The following is a 17,446-nucleotide window of genomic DNA, read 5'->3' on the forward strand; positions in this document are numbered from 1 at the left end:
CTCGTGGTGTGGGTCCTGGTCCAGCGGGTCAGAGCGTGACGCTCAGCCCGCTGAGCCCCCGGATCACGAAGTTCGGGGTGCGCTCCGGCTCCGCCGCCAGGCTCAGCGTCGGGGCCTTCGTCAGCAGGGCCGCCATGGACGCGGCCAGTTCGATACGGGCCAGCGGGGCGCCGATGCAGTAGTGGATGCCCGCGCTGAAGGAGATGTGCGGGTTGTCCGCGCGGCTCAGGTCCAGGGCCTCGGGGTCGCGGAAGACCGCCGGGTCGTGGTTGGCGGAGCCGAAGAGCAGGGCGATCTCCGCGCCCCTCGGGATCACCCGGCCGTCGATCTCGATCTCGTCCAGCACCCAGCGCTCGAAGAGCTGCAGCGGGGTGTCGTAGCGCATCAGCTCCTCGACGGCGGACGGGATCAGGGAGTGGTCGGCGCGCAGGGCCGCCAGCCGGCCGGGATGCCGGAACAGGGCCCACCAGCCGTTGACGGTGGCGTTCACCGTGGCCTCGTGGCCCGCGTTCAGCAGCAGCACCGCCGTCGAGATCATCTCCTGCTCGGTGAGCCGGTCGCCCTCGTCGTGGGCCGCGATCAGACCGGAGATCAGGTCGTCGCCGGGCTTCTCGCGCCGGGCCGCGATCAGCTCCCGCAGGTAGTCGGAGAACTCGGCCGACGCCCGTACCGCCTTCGCCGCCCTCTCCCGCGACGGGCTCAGCTCGTACATCCCGCAGATGTCCGCCGACCAGGGCCGCAGCAGGGCCCGGTCCGGCCCGGGGATGCCCAGCATCTCCGCGATCACCGCGACCGGCAGCGGCTCCGCCACGTCCGTCAGCAGATCGCCGCCGCCCGCCGCCACCAGGTCCGTCACCAGCTCACCGGCCAGCCCCTCCACGTACGGCTTCAGCCGCTCCACCGTGCGCGGGGTGAACGCCTTCGACACCAGGCGCCGGATCCGGGTGTGGTCCGGCGGCTCCAGGTCGAGCATCCCGTGGTCGTTGAGCGTGTGGAACGGCTCGTGCTCGGGCGCCGGCGCGCTCCGGCCGAACTCCTCGTGCGTGAACCGGTGCTGATACGTCCGTCCGAGCCGCCGGTCGCGCAGCAGCGCCGAGACGTCCGCGTGGTGCGGCACGAGCCACTGGTCGGTCGGCTCGTAGTGGATCACCCGCCCCCGGGCGCGCAGTTCGGCGTAGGCCGGGTACGGGTCGGCCACGAACCCGGCGTCCCAGGGGTCGAAGGCGAGATCGGAAGCAGCTGCCATGCACGGACGCTAGCCCGGCACCCCCCTGCCTGACCAGGGGTGTCCCACCCCGTCACCCGCTCTCAGCCCGGGGTGACCAGCCGTGCCTCGTACGCGAAGACCGCCGCCTGCGTGCGGTCGCGCAGGCCCAGTTTCACCAGGATCCGGCTCACATGCGTCTTGATCGTGGACTCGGCGACCACCAGCCGTCCGGCGATCTCCGCGTTCGACAGGCCCTGCGCGATCAGCACCAGCACCTCCGTCTCCCGCTCGGTCAGCTCCCCGTACGCCGCCTGCGCGGTGGACGCCGGCCGCGGGGTGTCGGACAGCTTCGAGAACTCGGTGATCAGCCGCCTGGTGACCGAGGGCGCGAGCAGCGCCTCCCCGGCCGCCACCACCCGCACCCCGTCGGCGAGCTGACGTGCCGAGGCGTCCTTCAGGAGGAAGCCGGAGGCCCCCGCCCGCAGCGCCTGGTACACGTACTCGTCGAGGTCGAACGTCGTCAGCACCAGGACCTTCGCCGTGCCGTCCGAGGCGACGATCTCCCGGGTCGCCTCGATGCCGTTCAGCTCGGGCATCCGGATGTCCATCAGCACGACGTCCGGGGCCAGCTCCCGCACCCGCTGGACCGCTTCCCGCCCGTTGACGGCCTCGCCGACGACCTCGATGTCCGGCATCGCGTTCAGCAGCACGGAGAAGCCCTCGCGCACCATCATCTGGTCGTCCGCGATCAGTACCCGGATGGTCATGCGTCACCCTCGATCACCGAGGCCACCGGCAGGAACACCGTCACCTCGTATCCGCCCTCGCCGGTCGGGCCGGCCGTCATCTCCCCGTTCAGCATGGAGACGCGCTCGCGCATCCCGGTGACGCCGTGCCCGGCCCCGGGTGACGGCTTCACCAGCGACGGTTCGGGCAGCGGCCCGTTGACCACGCGCAGCCCCAGCCCGCCGAGCACATAGCCGATCTCGACGCGGGCGCTCGCCCCCGGCGCGTGCCGCAGCGTGTTGCTGAGCGCCTCCTGCACGATGCGGTACGCCGACAGCTCCACGCCCTGCGGGAGTTCGCGCACCGCGCCCGTCACCGCCTTGTCCACGCTCAGCCCCGCGTCCCGCACATTGGCCAGCAGGGCGTCCAGGTCGGCGAGCGTGGGCTGCGGGGCCTCCGGCGCCTCGTAGTCCTCGGCGCGGACCACACCCAGCACGCGGCGCAGCTCGGTCAGCGCCGCCACCGCGTTCTCCCGGATGGTGGCGAAGGCGCGCTCCAGCTCCGGCGGCGGGTTGTCCACCCGGTAGGGCGCGGCCTCCGCCTGGATGGCGACCACCGACATGTGGTGGGCGACCACGTCGTGCAGCTCACGGGCGATCGTGGTGCGCTCCTCCAGCAGGGTGCGCCGGGAACGCTCGTGCGCGGTCACCGTCTGCTGGGCGGTGACCACCTCCTCCGCGTCACGGCGGATGTGCCAGACCGTGACCACGAGAAGGATCAGCGCGGAGAGGACCAGCATGGGCGCGGTGTTGGTGCCGTAGTAGTGCCCCCCGCCGAAGAGGGTCTCCGCGAAGAAGCCGTAGAGCGCGGTGAGCATCCACATCCACGCGGCCGTGCGCGGCCGGGTCCGTATCGCGACGACGGTCAGGACCACGAGGTGGGAGATGAAGCTGCAGGGCGGCCACGGCCAGTCGCCCAGCTCCGAGCCGAGTACGGCCACCACGGTGGTCGACGCGAAGGACAGCCAGAGGGCGCCGATCGGCCGGACCAGGGTCAGCAGCACCGGGGCCAGGGCGAGCAGGGCGCACAGCAGGGTCACACCCCCGCCGCCGCCGGCCGTGGCGGCCACCATCGCCACCCCGCCGCCGGCCGCCACCGCCAGGTGCCGGTTCCAGGCCGCGTACTGCCGCATCCGGCCGGAGAGCCGCCGGGTCAGCGGGCCCGTCGTGCTCCTGGGCGGCAGCGGACGGTAGGCGAACGCGTCCTGGAAGAGGTCCTGCCGCAGTCCGCGCAGGGCGTCCGCGGCCAGCCGGAACTCCGGGCTGCGCGGCTGGTGCGCGCTGAAGGACTGGTCCGCGCCCCCCGAGGGCGTCGTCTGCGTCTGGGTCGTGTCGGTCACGTACAGAACGGTAGGCGCAGGAGGGGGCGCGGTCGTCAGCAGTGAGAGGGGTCCTTCGCAGTCCGTCTCAGGTACTACGGGACCGCGGGTGTCACCACGCCAGTTGCGCGATCTCCTCCGCCACCACCGCGCACGCGTCCGCCGCCGGGTCGATCAGCGGGAAGTGGCCGACCTCCTCCAGCAGCGTCAGGCCCACCACCTCGCCGGCCTTCGCCGCCGCCTCCGCGTACGCCTCGGCGACCGCCTGCGGGACGACGTCGTCGCCACGGCCTTGGACGAGCGTGGTCGCGATGCCGGTGGGGAGCAGCAGCGCGGGGTCGGCGTACGGCTGCCGTACGCCGAAGTGTTCCTCGCCGCCCAGGAGTTGGCCGGCCGCGCCACCGCACACCTCCAGCTTCTCGGCGACCGCGAAGTCGGCGATCGGGGCCAGGGCGACCACCCCGCGCAGGGCGGCGGGGCCGTCGGTGCGCCAGGGGGCGTCGGCCGGCAGGACATGCCGGGCCGCCGCCCACAGGGCCAGGTGACCGCCCGCCGAGTGGCCGACGACGACCGTGCGCCGCGGATCCGCCTGCGGGAGGGCCTGCCGGGCGAGCGCGGGCAGGGCGTCCAGCGCGGCGGCCACGTCGTCGAAGGTGTCCGGCCAGCGGCCCGCCACCGGCCCGCTGCCGCCCTGCCCCGGGATCGAGGCCCCGCGCCGGTACTCGACGTTGGCCACGGCGAAGCCCCGGCGGGCCAGGAAGTCCGCGAACGGGGTGACGTGCCGCCGGTCGTACGGAGCGCGCCAGGCGCCACCGTGCAGGACGACGACCAGGGGGGCCGCGACGCCCGGGACCGCCTCGACGCGCGGCGCGTAGAAGTCGATCACCTGATCGGGGTGATCGCCGTACCCGCCGGTGGAGTCGGGGTCGACCGCGGGATGCGAGAAGGCCGACTCCTCCTCGGCGGCGGCACGGGCTGCTGCTGCGTCGTCCGGCATGCTCCAACCTCTCAGCGACGAAACGGACTTGGCGGACCGGGTTTGGCGTACCAGGAGAGAATTCGGCCGTTGGCGGGGACGGTATCAGGCCCGTGACGTGCGCGGACACGCGGATGTCACGCTCGGTGAGGGCCAAACGGTTCTCCCGCGGCCCGCACCGGGCGTGCGCCTCCCCGCGACACCGGGCTGATCCGTACGGCGGGGACTAGCCGAGCGTCTCCCCGGTCACGTCCGCCAGCACCTCGGCCAGCACCCGCGCCGCCCGCTCCACGTCGGCGAACCCGACGTACAGCGGGGTGAAGCCGAAGCGCAGCACATCGGGGTGCCGGAAGTCGCCGACGATCCCGCGCTCGATCAGCCGCCGCATGACCTCCCGGGCCCGCGCGCACCGCAGGGCCACCTGGCTGCCCCGCTCCCCGTGCGCCGCCGGAGTCAGCGACTCGACGTGCCCGGGCGGGACGTACGCGTTCACGCACTCCAGGAAGAAGTCCGTCAGGGCGAGGGACTTGGCGCGCACGGCCTCGACCGGGACACCGTCCCAGACCTCCAGGGCCGCCTCCAGGGCGAGCATCGACAGGATGTCCGGGGTGCCCACCCGGCCCCGGACCGCCCCCGCCGCCGGCTCGTACGCACCGCGCATGCCGAACGGCTCCGCGTGCGAGTTCCAGCCGGGCAGCGGGGAGTCGAAGCGGTCCTGGAGACCCTCGCGCACGTAGAGGTACGCCGGTGCGCCCGGACCGCCGTTGAGGTACTTGTAGGTGCAGCCGACCGCGAGGTCCACGCCGTGCTCGTCCAGACCGACCGGCAGGGCGCCCGCGCTGTGGCACAGGTCCCAGACGGACACCGCGCCCGCGGCGCGCACCGCGGCCGTGAGACCGGGCAGGTCGTGCAGCCGGCCCGTGCGGTAGTCGACGTGGTTGAGCAGCACCGCGGCGGTGCGGCCGGACAGCACGCCCGGCACCTCCGCCGGGGTCACCGGGCGCAGCGAGCAGCCGGTCATCCGGGCCGCCGACTCGGCGATGTACCCGTCGCTCGGGAAGGTGGTGGCGTCCACGACGATCTCGTCACGCCCCTCCCCGGCCATCCGCACCGCCGCCACCAGTGCCTTGAAGACGTTGACGCTGGTGGAGTCGCCGACCACGATCTGCCCGGGAGCGGCGCCCACCAGCGGTGCTATCAGGTCGCCGATCCGCTCGGGCGCGGTCCACCAGCCGCTCTCGTCCCAGGAGCGGATGCGCAGCTCGCCCCACTGGCGGCGGACGACGTCCGCCACCCGGCCGGGCACGGCCGCGGGCAGCGCGCCCAGCGAGTTGCCGTCCAGATACACGGTGTCGTCGAGGACGAACCGCGCGCGCACGCCGGCCAGCTCGTCGGCGGCTTCCAGCTTCTCCGCGCGCGCCGCCTGCTCGGACCTGTCAGACATGGGACCTCGCCGTCCACAGCTCGGGGAACACGTTCTTCCGTGCGCGCTTCTCCAGCCAGGCCACGCCCGCCGAACCGCCGGTCCCGGCCTTCGCGCCCATCGCGCGCCGGGTGGCGACGAGGTGGTCGTTGCGCCAGCGCCACACCAGCTCGGCGACATCGGTGAGCGCCTCGCCGAGCCGGGCGACCTCGTCGGCCGCGTCGCCGGAGTAGACGGCCGTCCAGACCGCCTCCACCTCGGGGGAGGGGTCGTAGCGCCGCGAGACGTCACGGTCGAGCGCGGCGGCCGGGACCGGGTGCCCGCGCCGGGCGAGCAGCCGCAGCACCTCGTCGTACAGGCTCGGCTCGTACAGCGCCTTCTCCAGCTCGGCGTGCACGCGCGGCGCGCCCCGGTGCGGGACCAGCATCGACGCGGACTTATCGCCGAGCAGGAACTCCATCCGCCGGTACATCGCCGACTGGAAGCCGGAGCCCTCGCCGAGGGCCGAACGGTACGAGTTGAACTGGGCGGGGGTGAGCTGTCCGAGCGGCCGCCAGCTGGCGTTCAGCGCCTCCAGCTCCCGTACGGACCGCTTCAGCGCGTCGATCGCCACCGGCACCCGGTCCTCACGAAGGGCCCGCGCGGCGGTCTCCCACTCGTGGACGATGACGGTGAACCACAGCTCCATCACCTGGGTCGTGACCAGGAAGACCATCTCTCCGGGATCGTCGGAGAGGGTGTGCTGGAGATGGGTGAGCACGTCCGCCTTGACGTAGTCCTCGTAAGGGGTCGTACCGGCGAAGTCGAGATGCGGGGTCTCGGGCTCTTGGGCCTCACGAGCCTCGTGGGACATCGCTGTCTCCTGTTGTGTTTCCGGGTAGCGGTCCGCCCCTGCCGTTATCGACACGGGGGCCCCGGTCCCCATCGGGCATCCTCCGCGATCGTCCCTCGAAAGAGCAAGGCCCGCCTGGTCACAGGCGGGCCGCACCCCGGGGGCCGTAGCGGCCCGGTGTCCTGGGGCCCTGTCTAGCCCAGCGTCTGCGCCGCCGCCGGCGAGGAGTCCTTCAGGAACTGCGAGCAGCGCTCGTACTCCTCCTGCTCGCCGATCGACTGCGCGGCGCGGGCGAGGGCGTGCAGGGCGCGCAGGAAGCCGCGGTTCGGCTCGTGCTCCCACGGCACCGGGCCGTGGCCCTTCCAGCCGTTGCGGCGCAGGGAGTCCAGACCACGGTGATAGCCCGTACGGGCGTACGCGTACGACTCCACGACGCTGCCCCGCTCGAACGCGTCGTCGGCCAGCTGGGCCCAGGCCAACGAGGACGTCGGGTACTTGGCGGCGACATCGGCGGGCGCGGTGCCGCCGGCGAGCAGCTCGCGCGGCTCGGGATCGTCGGGGAGACGGGTCGGGGGCGGGCCCCCGAGGAGGTTCTCGTGAATCGTCATGGGTTCCAGTCTGCTGCATCGTCCTTGATCGGTGACGCGCGCGTACGCCCCTGTCGGCCCCTCCCGCCGGACACCCGGCCCTCGGCCCCGGGTCGCGCTCAGACGCCGGAGGACTTCGGCCGGGTCCGGCCGGGCTCCACCGGCGGAGACGTCACACAGCCGTGCGTGCGGCACTGGGGGCGGCGGCAGTCCGGGGTCGGGCGGCGCACGGTCGTGAAGGCGATCACCGCGCCCACCACCAGGACACCCGCGCACAGCGGCATCGCACGCCGGAACGCGGCGTCGAAGGCGGCCGCCGAGCGGTAGGCCTCCGGTCCCATCCCGGCCAGCAGCGGCAGCGCGGCCACCGCGAAGAGCCCGGCCGCGCGGGCCGCCGCGTTGTTGACGCCGCTGGCCAGGCCCGCCCGCGTGGCGTCCACCGAGGCGAGCACGGTCGCGGTCAGCGGGGCCACCAGGCAGACCATGCCGAGGCCGAGGACGAGCACCGCGGGCAGCACGTCCGTGACGTACCCGGCGTGCGGTCCGACCCGCAGCATCAGCAGCATGCCGGCGGCGCAGAGCAGCGGGCCGACCGTGAGCGGGATGCGCGGGCCGATCCGCTCCCCGAGCTCTCCGGAGCGGGCGGACAGCAGCAGCATCAGGATGGTGGTCGGCAGCAGGGCCGTACCGGCGCGGAGCGCCGAGTACCCGGCCACGACCTGGAGCTGGAGCGCGGAGAGGAAGAAGAAGCCGCCGAAGGCCGCGTACACGCACAGCGTGACCAGGTTGACCGCCGTGAACTGGCGGGACGCGAAGATGTCCGGCGGCATCATCGGGTCGGCGCGGTGCTTCTCGACGTACACGAAGGCGACCGCCGCGGCCACCCCCGCGACCGCGGTGAGGACGACGGCGAGGGAGCCGCCGCGGGCCTCGATCAGGGCGTACGTCAGCAGGGCGAGCGCCAGGGCGCCCAGGGCCGCGCCCAGCACGTCGAAGCGGCCGTGCGCGCGGCCGTCGGCCGACTCGGGGACATGGCGCACGGCGATGGGGGCGCACAGCAGGGCGAGCGGGACGTTCAGCAGGAACACCCAGCGCCAGCCCGGTCCGTCCACCAGCCAGCCGCCGAGGAACGGGCCGACGGCCGCGCCGATGCCGCCGAAACCGGACCACAGGCCCACGGCCCTGCCCCGGTCGTCGGGGTGGAAGGAGGCCTGGATGAGGGAGAGCGAGCCCGGGGTCAGCAGGGCGCCGCCGACCCCCTGGAGGGCGCGGGCCGCGATGAGGATCTCGGGGGTCGGGGCGAGACCGCACATCAGGGAGGCGGCGGCGAACCAGACCACGCCCAGGACGAAGATCTTCCGCCGCCCGTAGCGGTCGCCCAGCGAGCCGCCGAGCAGGATCAGACCGGCCAGCGTGACCAGATACGCGTTGACCGTCCACTGGAGGGCGGCGAGGTTCCCGCCGAGGTCGCGGCCGATGGTGGGCAGCGCGACGTTGACGACGGTCGAGTCCAGCATGGCCATGCTGGAACCCAGGACCGTGGTCAGCAGGATCCACTTGCCCTGGGAGGAAGCCAGCCGTACGTCGGGCATGAGCCGATCATCCCCCGCCGGGCCGCCTTCGACCAGTGTGCGGCGGACCCGGCGCCGCGGCGGCGACTCCGGGTCCGCCGTACGGACCGCGTCCGTACGGACTGCTCCGTACGGACAGCTGCCCCGCGGACTACTTGATGCGCGTGCCGGCCGACCGCAGGTGCTGGGTCGCCTCGACGACGCGCTTCGCCATCGACGCCTCGGCCAGCTTGCCCCAGGTGCGCGGGTCGTAGGTCGACTTGGAGCCGACCTCGCCGTCGACCTTCAGGACGCCGTCGTAGTGCTTGAACATGTGGTCGGCCACCGGGCGGGTGAACGCGTACTGCGTGTCCGTGTCGATGTTCATCTTCACGACGCCGTTCTCCAGCGCGGTGGCGATCTCCTGCGCGGAGGAGCCGGAGCCGCCGTGGAAGACGAAGTCGAACGGGGACTGCTTGCCGTACTTCGCGGCCACGCCCTCGTTCAGCTCCTTCAGGAGCTCGGGACGCAGGACCACGTTGCCCGGCTTGTACACGCCGTGGACGTTGCCGAAGGACGCGGCCAGCAGGTAGCGGCCCTTCTCGCCCAGGCCCAGCGCCTCGGCCGTGCGGATCGCGTCCTCGACCGTGGTGTAGAGGGAGTCGTTGATCTCGTGGGTGACGCCGTCCTCCTCGCCACCGGTCGGGGTGATCTCCACCTCGAGGATGATCTGCGCGTTGCGGGCCTTCTCCAGCAGCTCCTGGGCGATGGCCAGGTTGTCGGCGAGGGTCTCGGCGGAGCCGTCCCACATGTGCGACTGGAACAGCGGGTTCTGGCCGGCCTTGACGCGCTCCTGGGAGATCTCCAGCAGCGGACGGACGTACCCGTCGAGCTTGTCCTTCGGGCAGTGGTCCGTGTGCAGGGCGACCGTGACCGGGTACTTCTCCGCGATGATGTGCGCGTACTCGGCCAGCGCCACCGCGCCGGTGACCATGTCCTTGCTGTACTGACCGCCCAGGAACTCGGCGCCACCCGTCGAGATCTGGATGATGCCGTCGCTCTCCGCCTCCGCGAAACCGCGCAGCGCCGCGTTCAGGGTCTGGCTCGAGGTGACGTTGATGGCCGGGTAGGCGAACTTGCCTGCCTTCGCCCGGTCGAGCATCTCGTTGTAGACCTCGGGGGTTGCGATGGGCATCTGTCCGCTCCTTGTATGTGCGGGTGGGCTTGCTGCGTACTTACGGCCCTGACCGGAACCTTGGGTGCGACGTCATCGTCGTCCCCATCTTTCCAGACATGCGCCGGTGCTCGGTCCAAGCCGTCCCGACCTGTGGACAACTCTCGCGCGGCCGCCGGAGCGCCGGTCCGGATCCGGTTCAGTCCAGGCCCAGTTCGTCCTTGGAGAACGCGAAGCGGTACGGCACGCCCGCGCCCGCCTCGATCTTCTCGGCGGCGCCGGTCGCCCGGTCGACGATGGTCGCCACGGCGACGACCTCGGCGCCCGCCGCGCGCACGGCCTCGACGGCGGTGAGCGGCGAACCGCCGGTGGTGGAGGTGTCCTCGACGACCAGGACGCGGCGACCGGCGATCTCCGGACCCTCCACCTGGCGCTGGAGACCGTGCGCCTTGGCGGCCTTGCGCACGACGAAGGCGTCCAGTTTCCGTCCGCGCGCCGCGGCCGCGTGCAGCATGGCCGCGGCCACCGGGTCGGCGCCCATGGTCAGGCCGCCGACCGCGTCGAAGTCGAACTCGGCGGTCAGGTCCAGGAGCACCTGGCCGACCAGCGGGGCGGCCTCGCCGTCGAGGGTGATGCGGCGCAGGTCGACGTAGTAGTCGGCCTCCAGACCCGAGGAGAGGGTCACCTTGCCGTGCACCACGGCCTTGTCCTTGATCTGCTGCAGCAGCGCGCCGCGTACGTCCGTCATGCCCGTCAGCTTAGAGGCGCCGCCAGCTCCAGGTGGTGGTGGCCTCCAGCGGCTCCAGCGGTGTGACCAGGCGCGGGGCGGTGTTCAGCCCGTTGGGCGGACCGGTCTGCGGCTCGACGCACACGGCGGCCTCCTGCTCGTCGTAGACGACCACCCACTCCTCGGGACTCGTCACCCTCAGTTCCAGCCGGCCCGGCCAGGTGACGGTGACGTCGACCCCGCCGGGCATGCCGAAGCAGTCGTCCCAGGGACCCGGCCGGGGGTCGACGCGGTCGCCGGTCGGCAGGTGGTCGTCGCCGCGCTCCTCCTGCCAGCCCGGCTCGAAGGCGAGCCGGGCGTCCGCCCCGTCGAGGTTCCGGTTGAACCAGGGGTGCCAGCCGATCTGCGCCGGGAAGGAGGACGCGTGTGTCTCCACCGCCATGGTGAGCGTGAGGCTGTCCGGGGCGAGGGCCACCACCTGGGTGACCCGGCCGGGGTGGGGCCAGGGGTCGACGAGGTCGTACGTGATGACGGCCTCGTCCGCCGCGGCGCGCGCCACGCGCCAGGCGCCGTCGCGGACGGTGCCGTGGATGGCGTGCGGCGGGGAGTTGAGCGGCATCTGCTGGACGGCGCCGCCGTCCCGGAAGCGTCCGTCGCGGATCCGCCCGCACCAGGGAACCATCGGGAAGCAGCCGAAACGCTCGCCCTGCCTGAGCAGTTCGACGCCCGCGACCCGAAGCCCGCCGATGCGGCCCCCGTTCCCCGGCTGCACTACGACTTCCGCGTCACCCGCGGCCAACGTGATGTCTTCGTTACTCACGGAACGACCCTACTGGGCGGATCAAGGGGGCCGTGGCAGTGGCCGGTTGCCGCCCGCTCAGCGCCGCTTGCGCAGGGCGCGCCCCACCACGATCGCCGAGGCCACCACCAGCGCCGCCGCCGGCGCGGCCCAGCGCAGGGTCGAGTTGGGCGCGATGGTCTGCGGCGCGGGCACGGGGGCGTACCGCCCGCGCGGCGGCGCGTGGTCGACCTCCTCGGCGCTCCGCCCGATCATCGTCCGCCGCGCGTGCGCGGCCTCGGCGGCCGGCTCCCCCGGCTCGACGGGCTCGACGGGCTCGACGGGCTCGACGGGTCCGATGGATTCGACACCCTCGAAGGGCTCGACGGACTCGGAGGACTCGTCGGAGGGCTCGGGGGACTCGGAGGATTCTGGGGACTCGGGGGACTCGGCGGGCTCAGCCGGCTCGGCGGGTCCGGCGGAGTCGACAGCCCCGGCGGCCCTTGCGGAGTCAGCGGCTTCCGTCGGCTCGATCGGCTCGATCGGCTCGGCAGGGGAGGTCGGAGACGCCGGCGAGGCCTCCGTCTCGATCACGGACGGGTGCTCGCCCCGTGCCCCCGCCCCCGCTTCCACCCCCGCGTCGGAGTCGGCACCGGTCTCCGTCTCGTCCGCGCACAGGTTCTCCGTGAAGCGGTTCAGCAGCCGTGTGCCGGTGGCGGCGACGGTCTCCGCGGGCAGTTCGGCGACCCGGCCGTCCGCCGTGGCCGTGCCCTCGAAGGTGACGGCGGCGCCGCCGTCCGTGTCCCGCACGCGGACGGTGAGCGCGAGTTTCACCGACCCCGTGCCGCGCACCTCGGTGGCGTCGCTCTCGACGGCGTACGAACCGTCCTGCCCCGCCGACACCCGCACGCGTCCGCGGTAGGTGATGCTGTGGCTTCCCACGCGCACCTTCAGCCGCCCGGTGCCCGGCGCGGCACCTGCGTCCTGCTGGAGCCCGGGAACCGCCCGGGCGACCCGCGCGGGGTCGGCCAGCGCCGCCCTGAGCCGCTCGGCGGGAACCGGAACGAACACCTCATGCTCCATGTCGTCGGAGCCTACCCAGGGGGCGCCTGGAATACCTCCCCCTCGGCCGGAGTCGTCCCCCCAATCAGTACCGCGGATGGACCAGCGTGGAGGCCGGCAGTCCCTGGATCCGGGTCCGCAGGACCGCCCGCGCGTCCGCCGCGAGCCCCGCCCCGGTCAGCGTGCGCAGCGGCGGATCCACCCGCTCCACGGCGAGGGCCGGGCGGGCGCCGTCCCGGGCCAGGACGAAACCCCAGTCGCGCGGCGCGCGCGAGGTGGAGGCGGACCGGTCGGGTCCCGCCGCGAACCCGACGTCGCGGCCGGTCACCCGGTAGGGGGCGGTGCCCAGACCCGCGGCGTGGACCGTCGCGTCCACCGTCCAGAAGACCCGCGGGCGGGAGGTGACCTGCCCGGCGTGCACCACGAGCCGGCCGCCGTCCGCCAGGACACGCCGGGTCAGGCCGTAGAACTCCAGTGAGTACAGCTTCGTGCTGGCGGTGATGCCGGGGTCCGGCAGGTCCGAGACGACGACGTCGTAGCCTTCCGTCGGCGCCCTGCGCAGCCAGCAGAACGCGTCGGCCGTCGTCACGTGCACCCGGGGATCGCCGTACACGTGTCCGTTCAGCGCGGAGAGCGCCGGGTCGGTGCGCGCCAGCCGCACCACGCCCGCGTCCCGTTCGACGATGTCGACGCGGCGCACGCCGGGATGGCGCAGCACCTCGCGCGCGGCCAGTCCGTCACCGCCGCCGAGGATGAGCACGCGCGCGTGGCGGCCGTGCATCGCGGGGTGGACCAGGGCCTCGTGGTACCGCTGTTCGTCGCGGCCACCGCCGCGCAGCCGGCCGTCGAGGAAGAGGCTGACGGGACGGCCGTCGCTGCCGCCGGTGAGGACCACCTCCTGGACGTCGGTCCGTACCGCCACCCGGACGTCGTCGCCGTAGACCGCGTTCCGCGCCGCCCGTTCGAAGTCGCCGACGAGCACCGCGGCCGCCGCGAGGACACCGAGCACGGCGAGGTTGGCGACCAGCAGCACCCAGCGCCCCCGGCGGGTCAGGTCCCGGCGGAACAGGCCGAACACCAGGGCGCCCCCGGCCACGACGTTCACCGTGCCGGTGAGCAGGGCGCCGGTCACCTGGCCCAGGAAGGGCAGCAGGAGGAAGGGGAAGGCGAGGCCTCCGGCCAGCGCGCCGACGTAGTCCGCCGCGAACAGGTCGGCGACCGCGCCGCCCGCGTCCTGCCGGCGGATGCGCTGGATCAGCTCCATCAGCAGCGGGACCTCCGCGCCGATCAGCAGGCCGATCGCGAGGGAGAACGCGACCAGCAGACAGCGCGGGCCGTCGGCCCATATGCCGCCCCAGCCGCCGGTCCAGGCGAACACCGCGTACAGCGCCATCGCGCTGCACCCGCCGACGAGGGCGAGGGCCGCCTCGACCGCGCCGAATCCGGCGGCCGCGTGCAGGCGCAGCCGCTTCGCGGCGAGCGAACCGATCCCCATCGCGAAGACCATGACCGACAGCACGACCGAGGCCTGGGTGACCGAGTCGCCGATCAGATACGAGGCCAGGGCGACGAGTTCGAGTTCGTACACCAGTCCGCACGCGGCGCAGACGAAGACGCCCGTGAGGACCAGGAACCGCCCGGTCCCCGGCCGGACCGGCAGCCGCGCCGGGCCGCCCCAGGGCGGCGGGGTGCCGGGCGGAGCGGGGGCGTGCGGCTCGATCACGACTGCGACGTTACGTCACGAGTGTGGGACGCCTCGTCACCCACACGTGTGGAACTGCACGCCGCTCGGGCGCCGGACGTTTGCCCGACGCCCGCATCCCGGACCGACCGGCGCCGTACCTCGGACGGGTGTCACACCCCCGACCGGCTCAGTTGGCCGAGCTGCCCCAGCGGCACCCGGGCTCCCACCCGGGTCCGCGTCGCCACCAGCTGCCCGTCCTGCGGATACGCGTGCCACGTACGCCAGTGCACCTGCCCCTCGTGCCGCTGGGCCAGCATGGCGGTGAAGGCGTGCGGGCTGCCGGGGAAGACGCCCGCGAGGCCGTTCGGGTGATCGGAGACGAGGGCCAGCAACTCCTGCGCCCGGCCCGCGAACGAGCCCGGCGACAGCACCTCGACCCGGGCGGCGAACTCGTACTCCCAGTCGCCGACCCGCTTGGCCACGCCGAGCGGAAGGGGCGTACTGCTGCCGGGGATGCACGCCACCGTCTCCGAACAACAGCCCTGTTCCTGTTCCAGCAGCACCTGATGGGACGCGCCGAGCAGTCTCAACTGAAGCTTCGCATTCTCCAGTTCGAGGTCCAGGGTGGCCAGGGCCGGGAGCGGCTCACGCCCCAGGGCCCAGGCGAGATCTGCCGCGCGCGTGTCGGTGTAGGAGGTCTTCAGGGTCGTGAGCATGGATCGGCTCCGCAAGCACGCAAAGAAAGGGGTGTTGGTCCGGCGCACCCCGGTCGACTCCGGTCGACTCCGGTCGACGGCGGGAATTCGGCCCGGTCAGCCCAGTCGGGAAGGGTGTCCGCGCAAGACGTCCGAGGGGCTGCGATGGTGGTTTAGAGGGAATCATGAAGTGTGGTCCCGCCACAGCGTTTTTACCCAAGTTCGTGGGGTTTCCATCCCTCAGAGGGCTCCACAGCTCAACTGTTCAAGCACGGCGTGCGCCAGGCGCGCGAGGCGTACGCCCGCGCATGCGAGAGGCCCGGACACCAGTCCGAGCCCCTCCCTCCCCGTACGGCTCCCCCGGCCCGCGCCGGCTCCCGGCGTTCAGCTGCTCCCGCAGCCGCCCCCGCCCCCGCAGGACGACCCCCCGCCGCAGGACGAACCGCCCCCGCACGAGTGACCGCCGGAGTGACCACCGGAGTGACCGCCGGACGAGCCGCAGGACGAACCGCCGTCTCCCCCGCCGGCCCACCAGCTGCTGCCGCCGCGCCCCCCGCCGCGCGACCGCGCCCCGCCGCCCCGCGACACGGCGGCCCCCACGAACACGACCACCACCAGGACCACCATCACTGCCAGGATGATGCCGAAGACCATGACGTCACCCCTCCTTCCCGTTCCCCCGAAGCGGCCCCCCGTGGGCGCCTCGACCCTTGCGTGACCGGGGGATGCCCGTCCTGACCGACGCCCAAAGCAGAGTTGAGGAACTTCAGAGGGTTCTCTACGGGAAATGGCCCCTGACCTGCACAGAAGAGCAGTTCAGGGGCCGTCCGTGCGTTACTGGGCCGTCTGTGGGCCGTGAGCTTCCTGGGAGACACGCTGGAACACCTTGTCGATGGCGCTGCGGGCCCGCTGGCGGCTGTCCGGCATCAAGTGGGCGTACACCCGCAGTGTCAGCCCCGGGTCAGCATGGCCCATGTACTCGCTGACGGCCTTGATGTTCTCTCCCGCGTCTAACAGCGCGGAGGCGTAGAAGTGGCGCAAGGCGTGCATCCCGTGCTCGCGGGCCGACTCGTACTTGCCGTTCTCGTCCGCTTCCGGAATGAGGCTCGCGGCAGCAAGGGCAGGTTTCCACTCCTTGCCGTTGAAGTTGCTGCGCCACACCATGCCCCCGTGTTCGGCCGTGAAGATCAGCCGGGCGGACACCTTGGGCCCCTCCGGCACGCGCCACGGCAACGTGATCTCTACAGGCTTCCAGGCATCCATGTGCGCCCGGAGCGCTTCCGCCACGGAGGCAGGCAACGGCACGTCTCGCTTCTTGCCGCCCTTGGGGAGATCGAAAACCGGGTGTCCCTCCACGTGCTTGATCTGGCGGACCACGCGAAGCGCGTGTCCGTCGGTGTCGATGGCGTCCTCAGCCAGTCCGAACACCTCGCCCTGGCGTAGCCCGCATCCGGCGCCAACGTCGACCATCGCTTGGTACCGCTCCAGTAGGGCCGCTCGAACAGCGAACACTTGAGCGGGCGCCCATGGGACTACGGGATGCGCGTCGGGCTTGGGCCGCCGGACGGTCCGCGCGCCGCACGGATTGCGCGACAGCAGGGTGTCATCGACAGCAGCGGACAGAACCGACTGAACGTCCGCAAAGATGTTCCGAGCGTAGGAAGCGCTGACGCCCGGCTTCGCTTCCAACCCGGCGAGGAGCTCCCGGATGTGCTCGGGCCGGAAGGTCCCAACGGGCCGGAAGCCGATCACCGGGTAAACGTGCAGCCGCAGGCGCCGGCCGAGTTCCTTCCGGGTCATCGGGCTGGAAGTCTTACTGTCCAACCACTTCTCGGCGTACTGCCGGAACGTGATCTGCATGGACTTCGGATCGGTGTACTGACCCCGCGTCATGTCGGTCTCGATGGCGTTCAGCCACTTCTCAGCGAGGCGCTTCTGTCCGTCGCGGAAGCTCTTGGACTTCTCCGAGCTGTCGGGGCCGATGTACCGGGCCCGGTAGCGCATTCCGGTTCCGTGGCGGTCGCTCTTGACGCGGACACTCTTCCCGTCCGTGCCGGTCTCGGTCTTGAACCAGCGGTCTTGGATGTGGCCAGCCATGGGGGCTGACTCCCTTCTCCGTAGCAGGGCGCGGCGGGGCCCGGTTGGGTCCTGTCCGGCCGGTTTCGGGGCGTGCTGGGCCAGGCCCGCTACTTGCTAGGGGCCTGATCGCTGGGGGTTTGGGGTGCTAGCGGGGTTGCTACCGGTAGCGAGTGAGGCCGCTACCGGTAGCACCCTCGGGCGGTGTCTCAGGGAGGCAGGGACAGGGGCCCTCGGGTGGCTTCCTGAGGGGGTTTTCGGGGGTGCGGGGAGCGTGCCTCCCTGCCTCCCTGAGAGGTCATCTGCGCTGATCAGGTGGAGGGTGGTGGGTCAGGGAGGCGGTCAGGGAGTTCTCCCTGCCTCCCTGACCCGGGAGGCGGTTCCTCCCTGTGGCCGTCGGGTCCGGCGGGCCCGGCGGGGAGGCGGAGACAGGGGCCTGGCTGGGTCTCCAGGGGGCGTTTCCGGGAGGGTCTCCGCGGCGCCTCCCCGCCTCCCCAGATGACTGTCTGCGCAGATCAGTGCGGGGGATGCGGTCCGGGGAGGCGGTTGGGGAGTTCTCCCCGCTTCCCCG

At 72.6% G+C, this 17,446-nt stretch carries 16 protein-coding genes; all 16 read right to left on the reverse strand.

The window, feature by feature from the left end; all coding sequences use genetic code 11:
- Positions 1-28 precede the first annotated feature (28 nt).
- The 16 genes from ACWCQK_RS05500 to ACWCQK_RS05575 all read right to left on the reverse strand — a co-directional run bounded on the left by ACWCQK_RS05500 (position 29) and on the right by ACWCQK_RS05575 (position 16,896).
- A complete protein-coding gene (locus tag ACWCQK_RS05500; protein WP_451152185.1) occupies positions 29-1,246 on the reverse strand; it encodes a cytochrome P450 in 1,218 nt (405 codons plus the stop codon).
- A 62-nt stretch (positions 1,247-1,308) separates the two neighbouring features.
- Positions 1,309-1,974, reverse strand: a complete 666-nt coding sequence (locus ACWCQK_RS05505; protein ID WP_451152187.1) for a response regulator — start codon at positions 1,972-1,974, stop codon at positions 1,309-1,311.
- Positions 1,971-3,332 carry a sensor histidine kinase gene (locus ACWCQK_RS05510; RefSeq protein ID WP_451152189.1) on the reverse strand — a complete coding sequence of 454 codons (1,362 nt, stop codon included), beginning with the start codon at positions 3,330-3,332 and terminating at the stop codon, positions 1,971-1,973. The genes ACWCQK_RS05505 and ACWCQK_RS05510 overlap by 4 nt, the downstream gene beginning before the upstream one ends.
- A 91-nt stretch (positions 3,333-3,423) precedes the next feature.
- The gene (locus tag ACWCQK_RS05515) at positions 3,424-4,308 is read right to left on the reverse strand and encodes an alpha/beta hydrolase (RefSeq protein ID WP_451152191.1); all 885 of its coding nucleotides are present in this window, start codon (positions 4,306-4,308) and stop codon (positions 3,424-3,426) included.
- A 205-nt stretch (positions 4,309-4,513) separates the two neighbouring features.
- The gene (gene kynU / locus ACWCQK_RS05520; RefSeq protein WP_451152193.1) at positions 4,514-5,731 is read right to left on the reverse strand and encodes a kynureninase; all 1,218 of its coding nucleotides are present in this window, start codon (positions 5,729-5,731) and stop codon (positions 4,514-4,516) included.
- Positions 5,724-6,563 (reverse strand): tryptophan 2,3-dioxygenase family protein, encoded by an 840-nt coding sequence (locus tag ACWCQK_RS05525; protein ID WP_451152195.1) that lies wholly within the window; start codon positions 6,561-6,563, stop codon positions 5,724-5,726. The genes kynU and ACWCQK_RS05525 overlap by 8 nt, the downstream gene beginning before the upstream one ends.
- A 173-nt stretch (positions 6,564-6,736) precedes the next feature.
- Positions 6,737-7,150: a DUF3151 domain-containing protein gene (locus ACWCQK_RS05530; RefSeq protein WP_451152197.1), complete on the reverse strand. Its 414-nt coding sequence runs from the start codon at positions 7,148-7,150 to the stop codon at positions 6,737-6,739.
- A gap of 98 nt (positions 7,151-7,248) precedes the next feature.
- Positions 7,249-8,721: an MFS transporter gene (locus tag ACWCQK_RS05535; protein ID WP_451152199.1), complete on the reverse strand. Its 1,473-nt coding sequence runs from the start codon at positions 8,719-8,721 to the stop codon at positions 7,249-7,251.
- 130 nt (positions 8,722-8,851) lie between these two features.
- A complete protein-coding gene (gene fbaA, locus ACWCQK_RS05540) occupies positions 8,852-9,874 on the reverse strand; it encodes a class II fructose-bisphosphate aldolase (protein ID WP_451152201.1) in 1,023 nt (340 codons plus the stop codon).
- A gap of 178 nt (positions 9,875-10,052) precedes the next feature.
- Complete coding sequence (gene pyrE / locus ACWCQK_RS05545) at positions 10,053-10,601, reverse strand: orotate phosphoribosyltransferase (RefSeq protein ID WP_451152203.1); 549 nt, start codon at positions 10,599-10,601, stop codon at positions 10,053-10,055.
- Between the two features lie 10 nt (positions 10,602-10,611).
- Complete coding sequence (locus ACWCQK_RS05550; RefSeq protein WP_451152205.1) at positions 10,612-11,400, reverse strand: aldose epimerase family protein; 789 nt, start codon at positions 11,398-11,400, stop codon at positions 10,612-10,614.
- A gap of 57 nt (positions 11,401-11,457) precedes the next feature.
- On the reverse strand, positions 11,458-12,441 hold the full coding sequence (locus ACWCQK_RS05555) for an SRPBCC domain-containing protein (protein ID WP_451152207.1): 984 nt from the start codon (positions 12,439-12,441) through the stop codon (positions 11,458-11,460).
- A gap of 64 nt (positions 12,442-12,505) precedes the next feature.
- Positions 12,506-14,143, reverse strand: coding sequence for a polyamine aminopropyltransferase (locus tag ACWCQK_RS05560; RefSeq protein WP_451152209.1), 1,638 nt, complete (start codon positions 14,141-14,143; stop codon positions 12,506-12,508).
- A 131-nt stretch (positions 14,144-14,274) separates the two neighbouring features.
- Complete coding sequence (locus ACWCQK_RS05565; protein WP_451152211.1) at positions 14,275-14,820, reverse strand: DUF2617 family protein; 546 nt, start codon at positions 14,818-14,820, stop codon at positions 14,275-14,277.
- 363 nt (positions 14,821-15,183) lie between these two features.
- Positions 15,184-15,453: a hypothetical protein gene (locus ACWCQK_RS05570; RefSeq protein ID WP_451152213.1), complete on the reverse strand. Its 270-nt coding sequence runs from the start codon at positions 15,451-15,453 to the stop codon at positions 15,184-15,186.
- 180 nt (positions 15,454-15,633) lie between these two features.
- Entirely contained in the window at positions 15,634-16,896 is a 1,263-nt protein-coding gene (locus ACWCQK_RS05575; RefSeq protein ID WP_451152215.1) for a tyrosine-type recombinase/integrase, read from the reverse strand.
- Positions 16,897-17,446 lie beyond the last annotated feature (550 nt).

This window comes from Streptomyces sp. NPDC002306 (assembly GCF_053593435.1).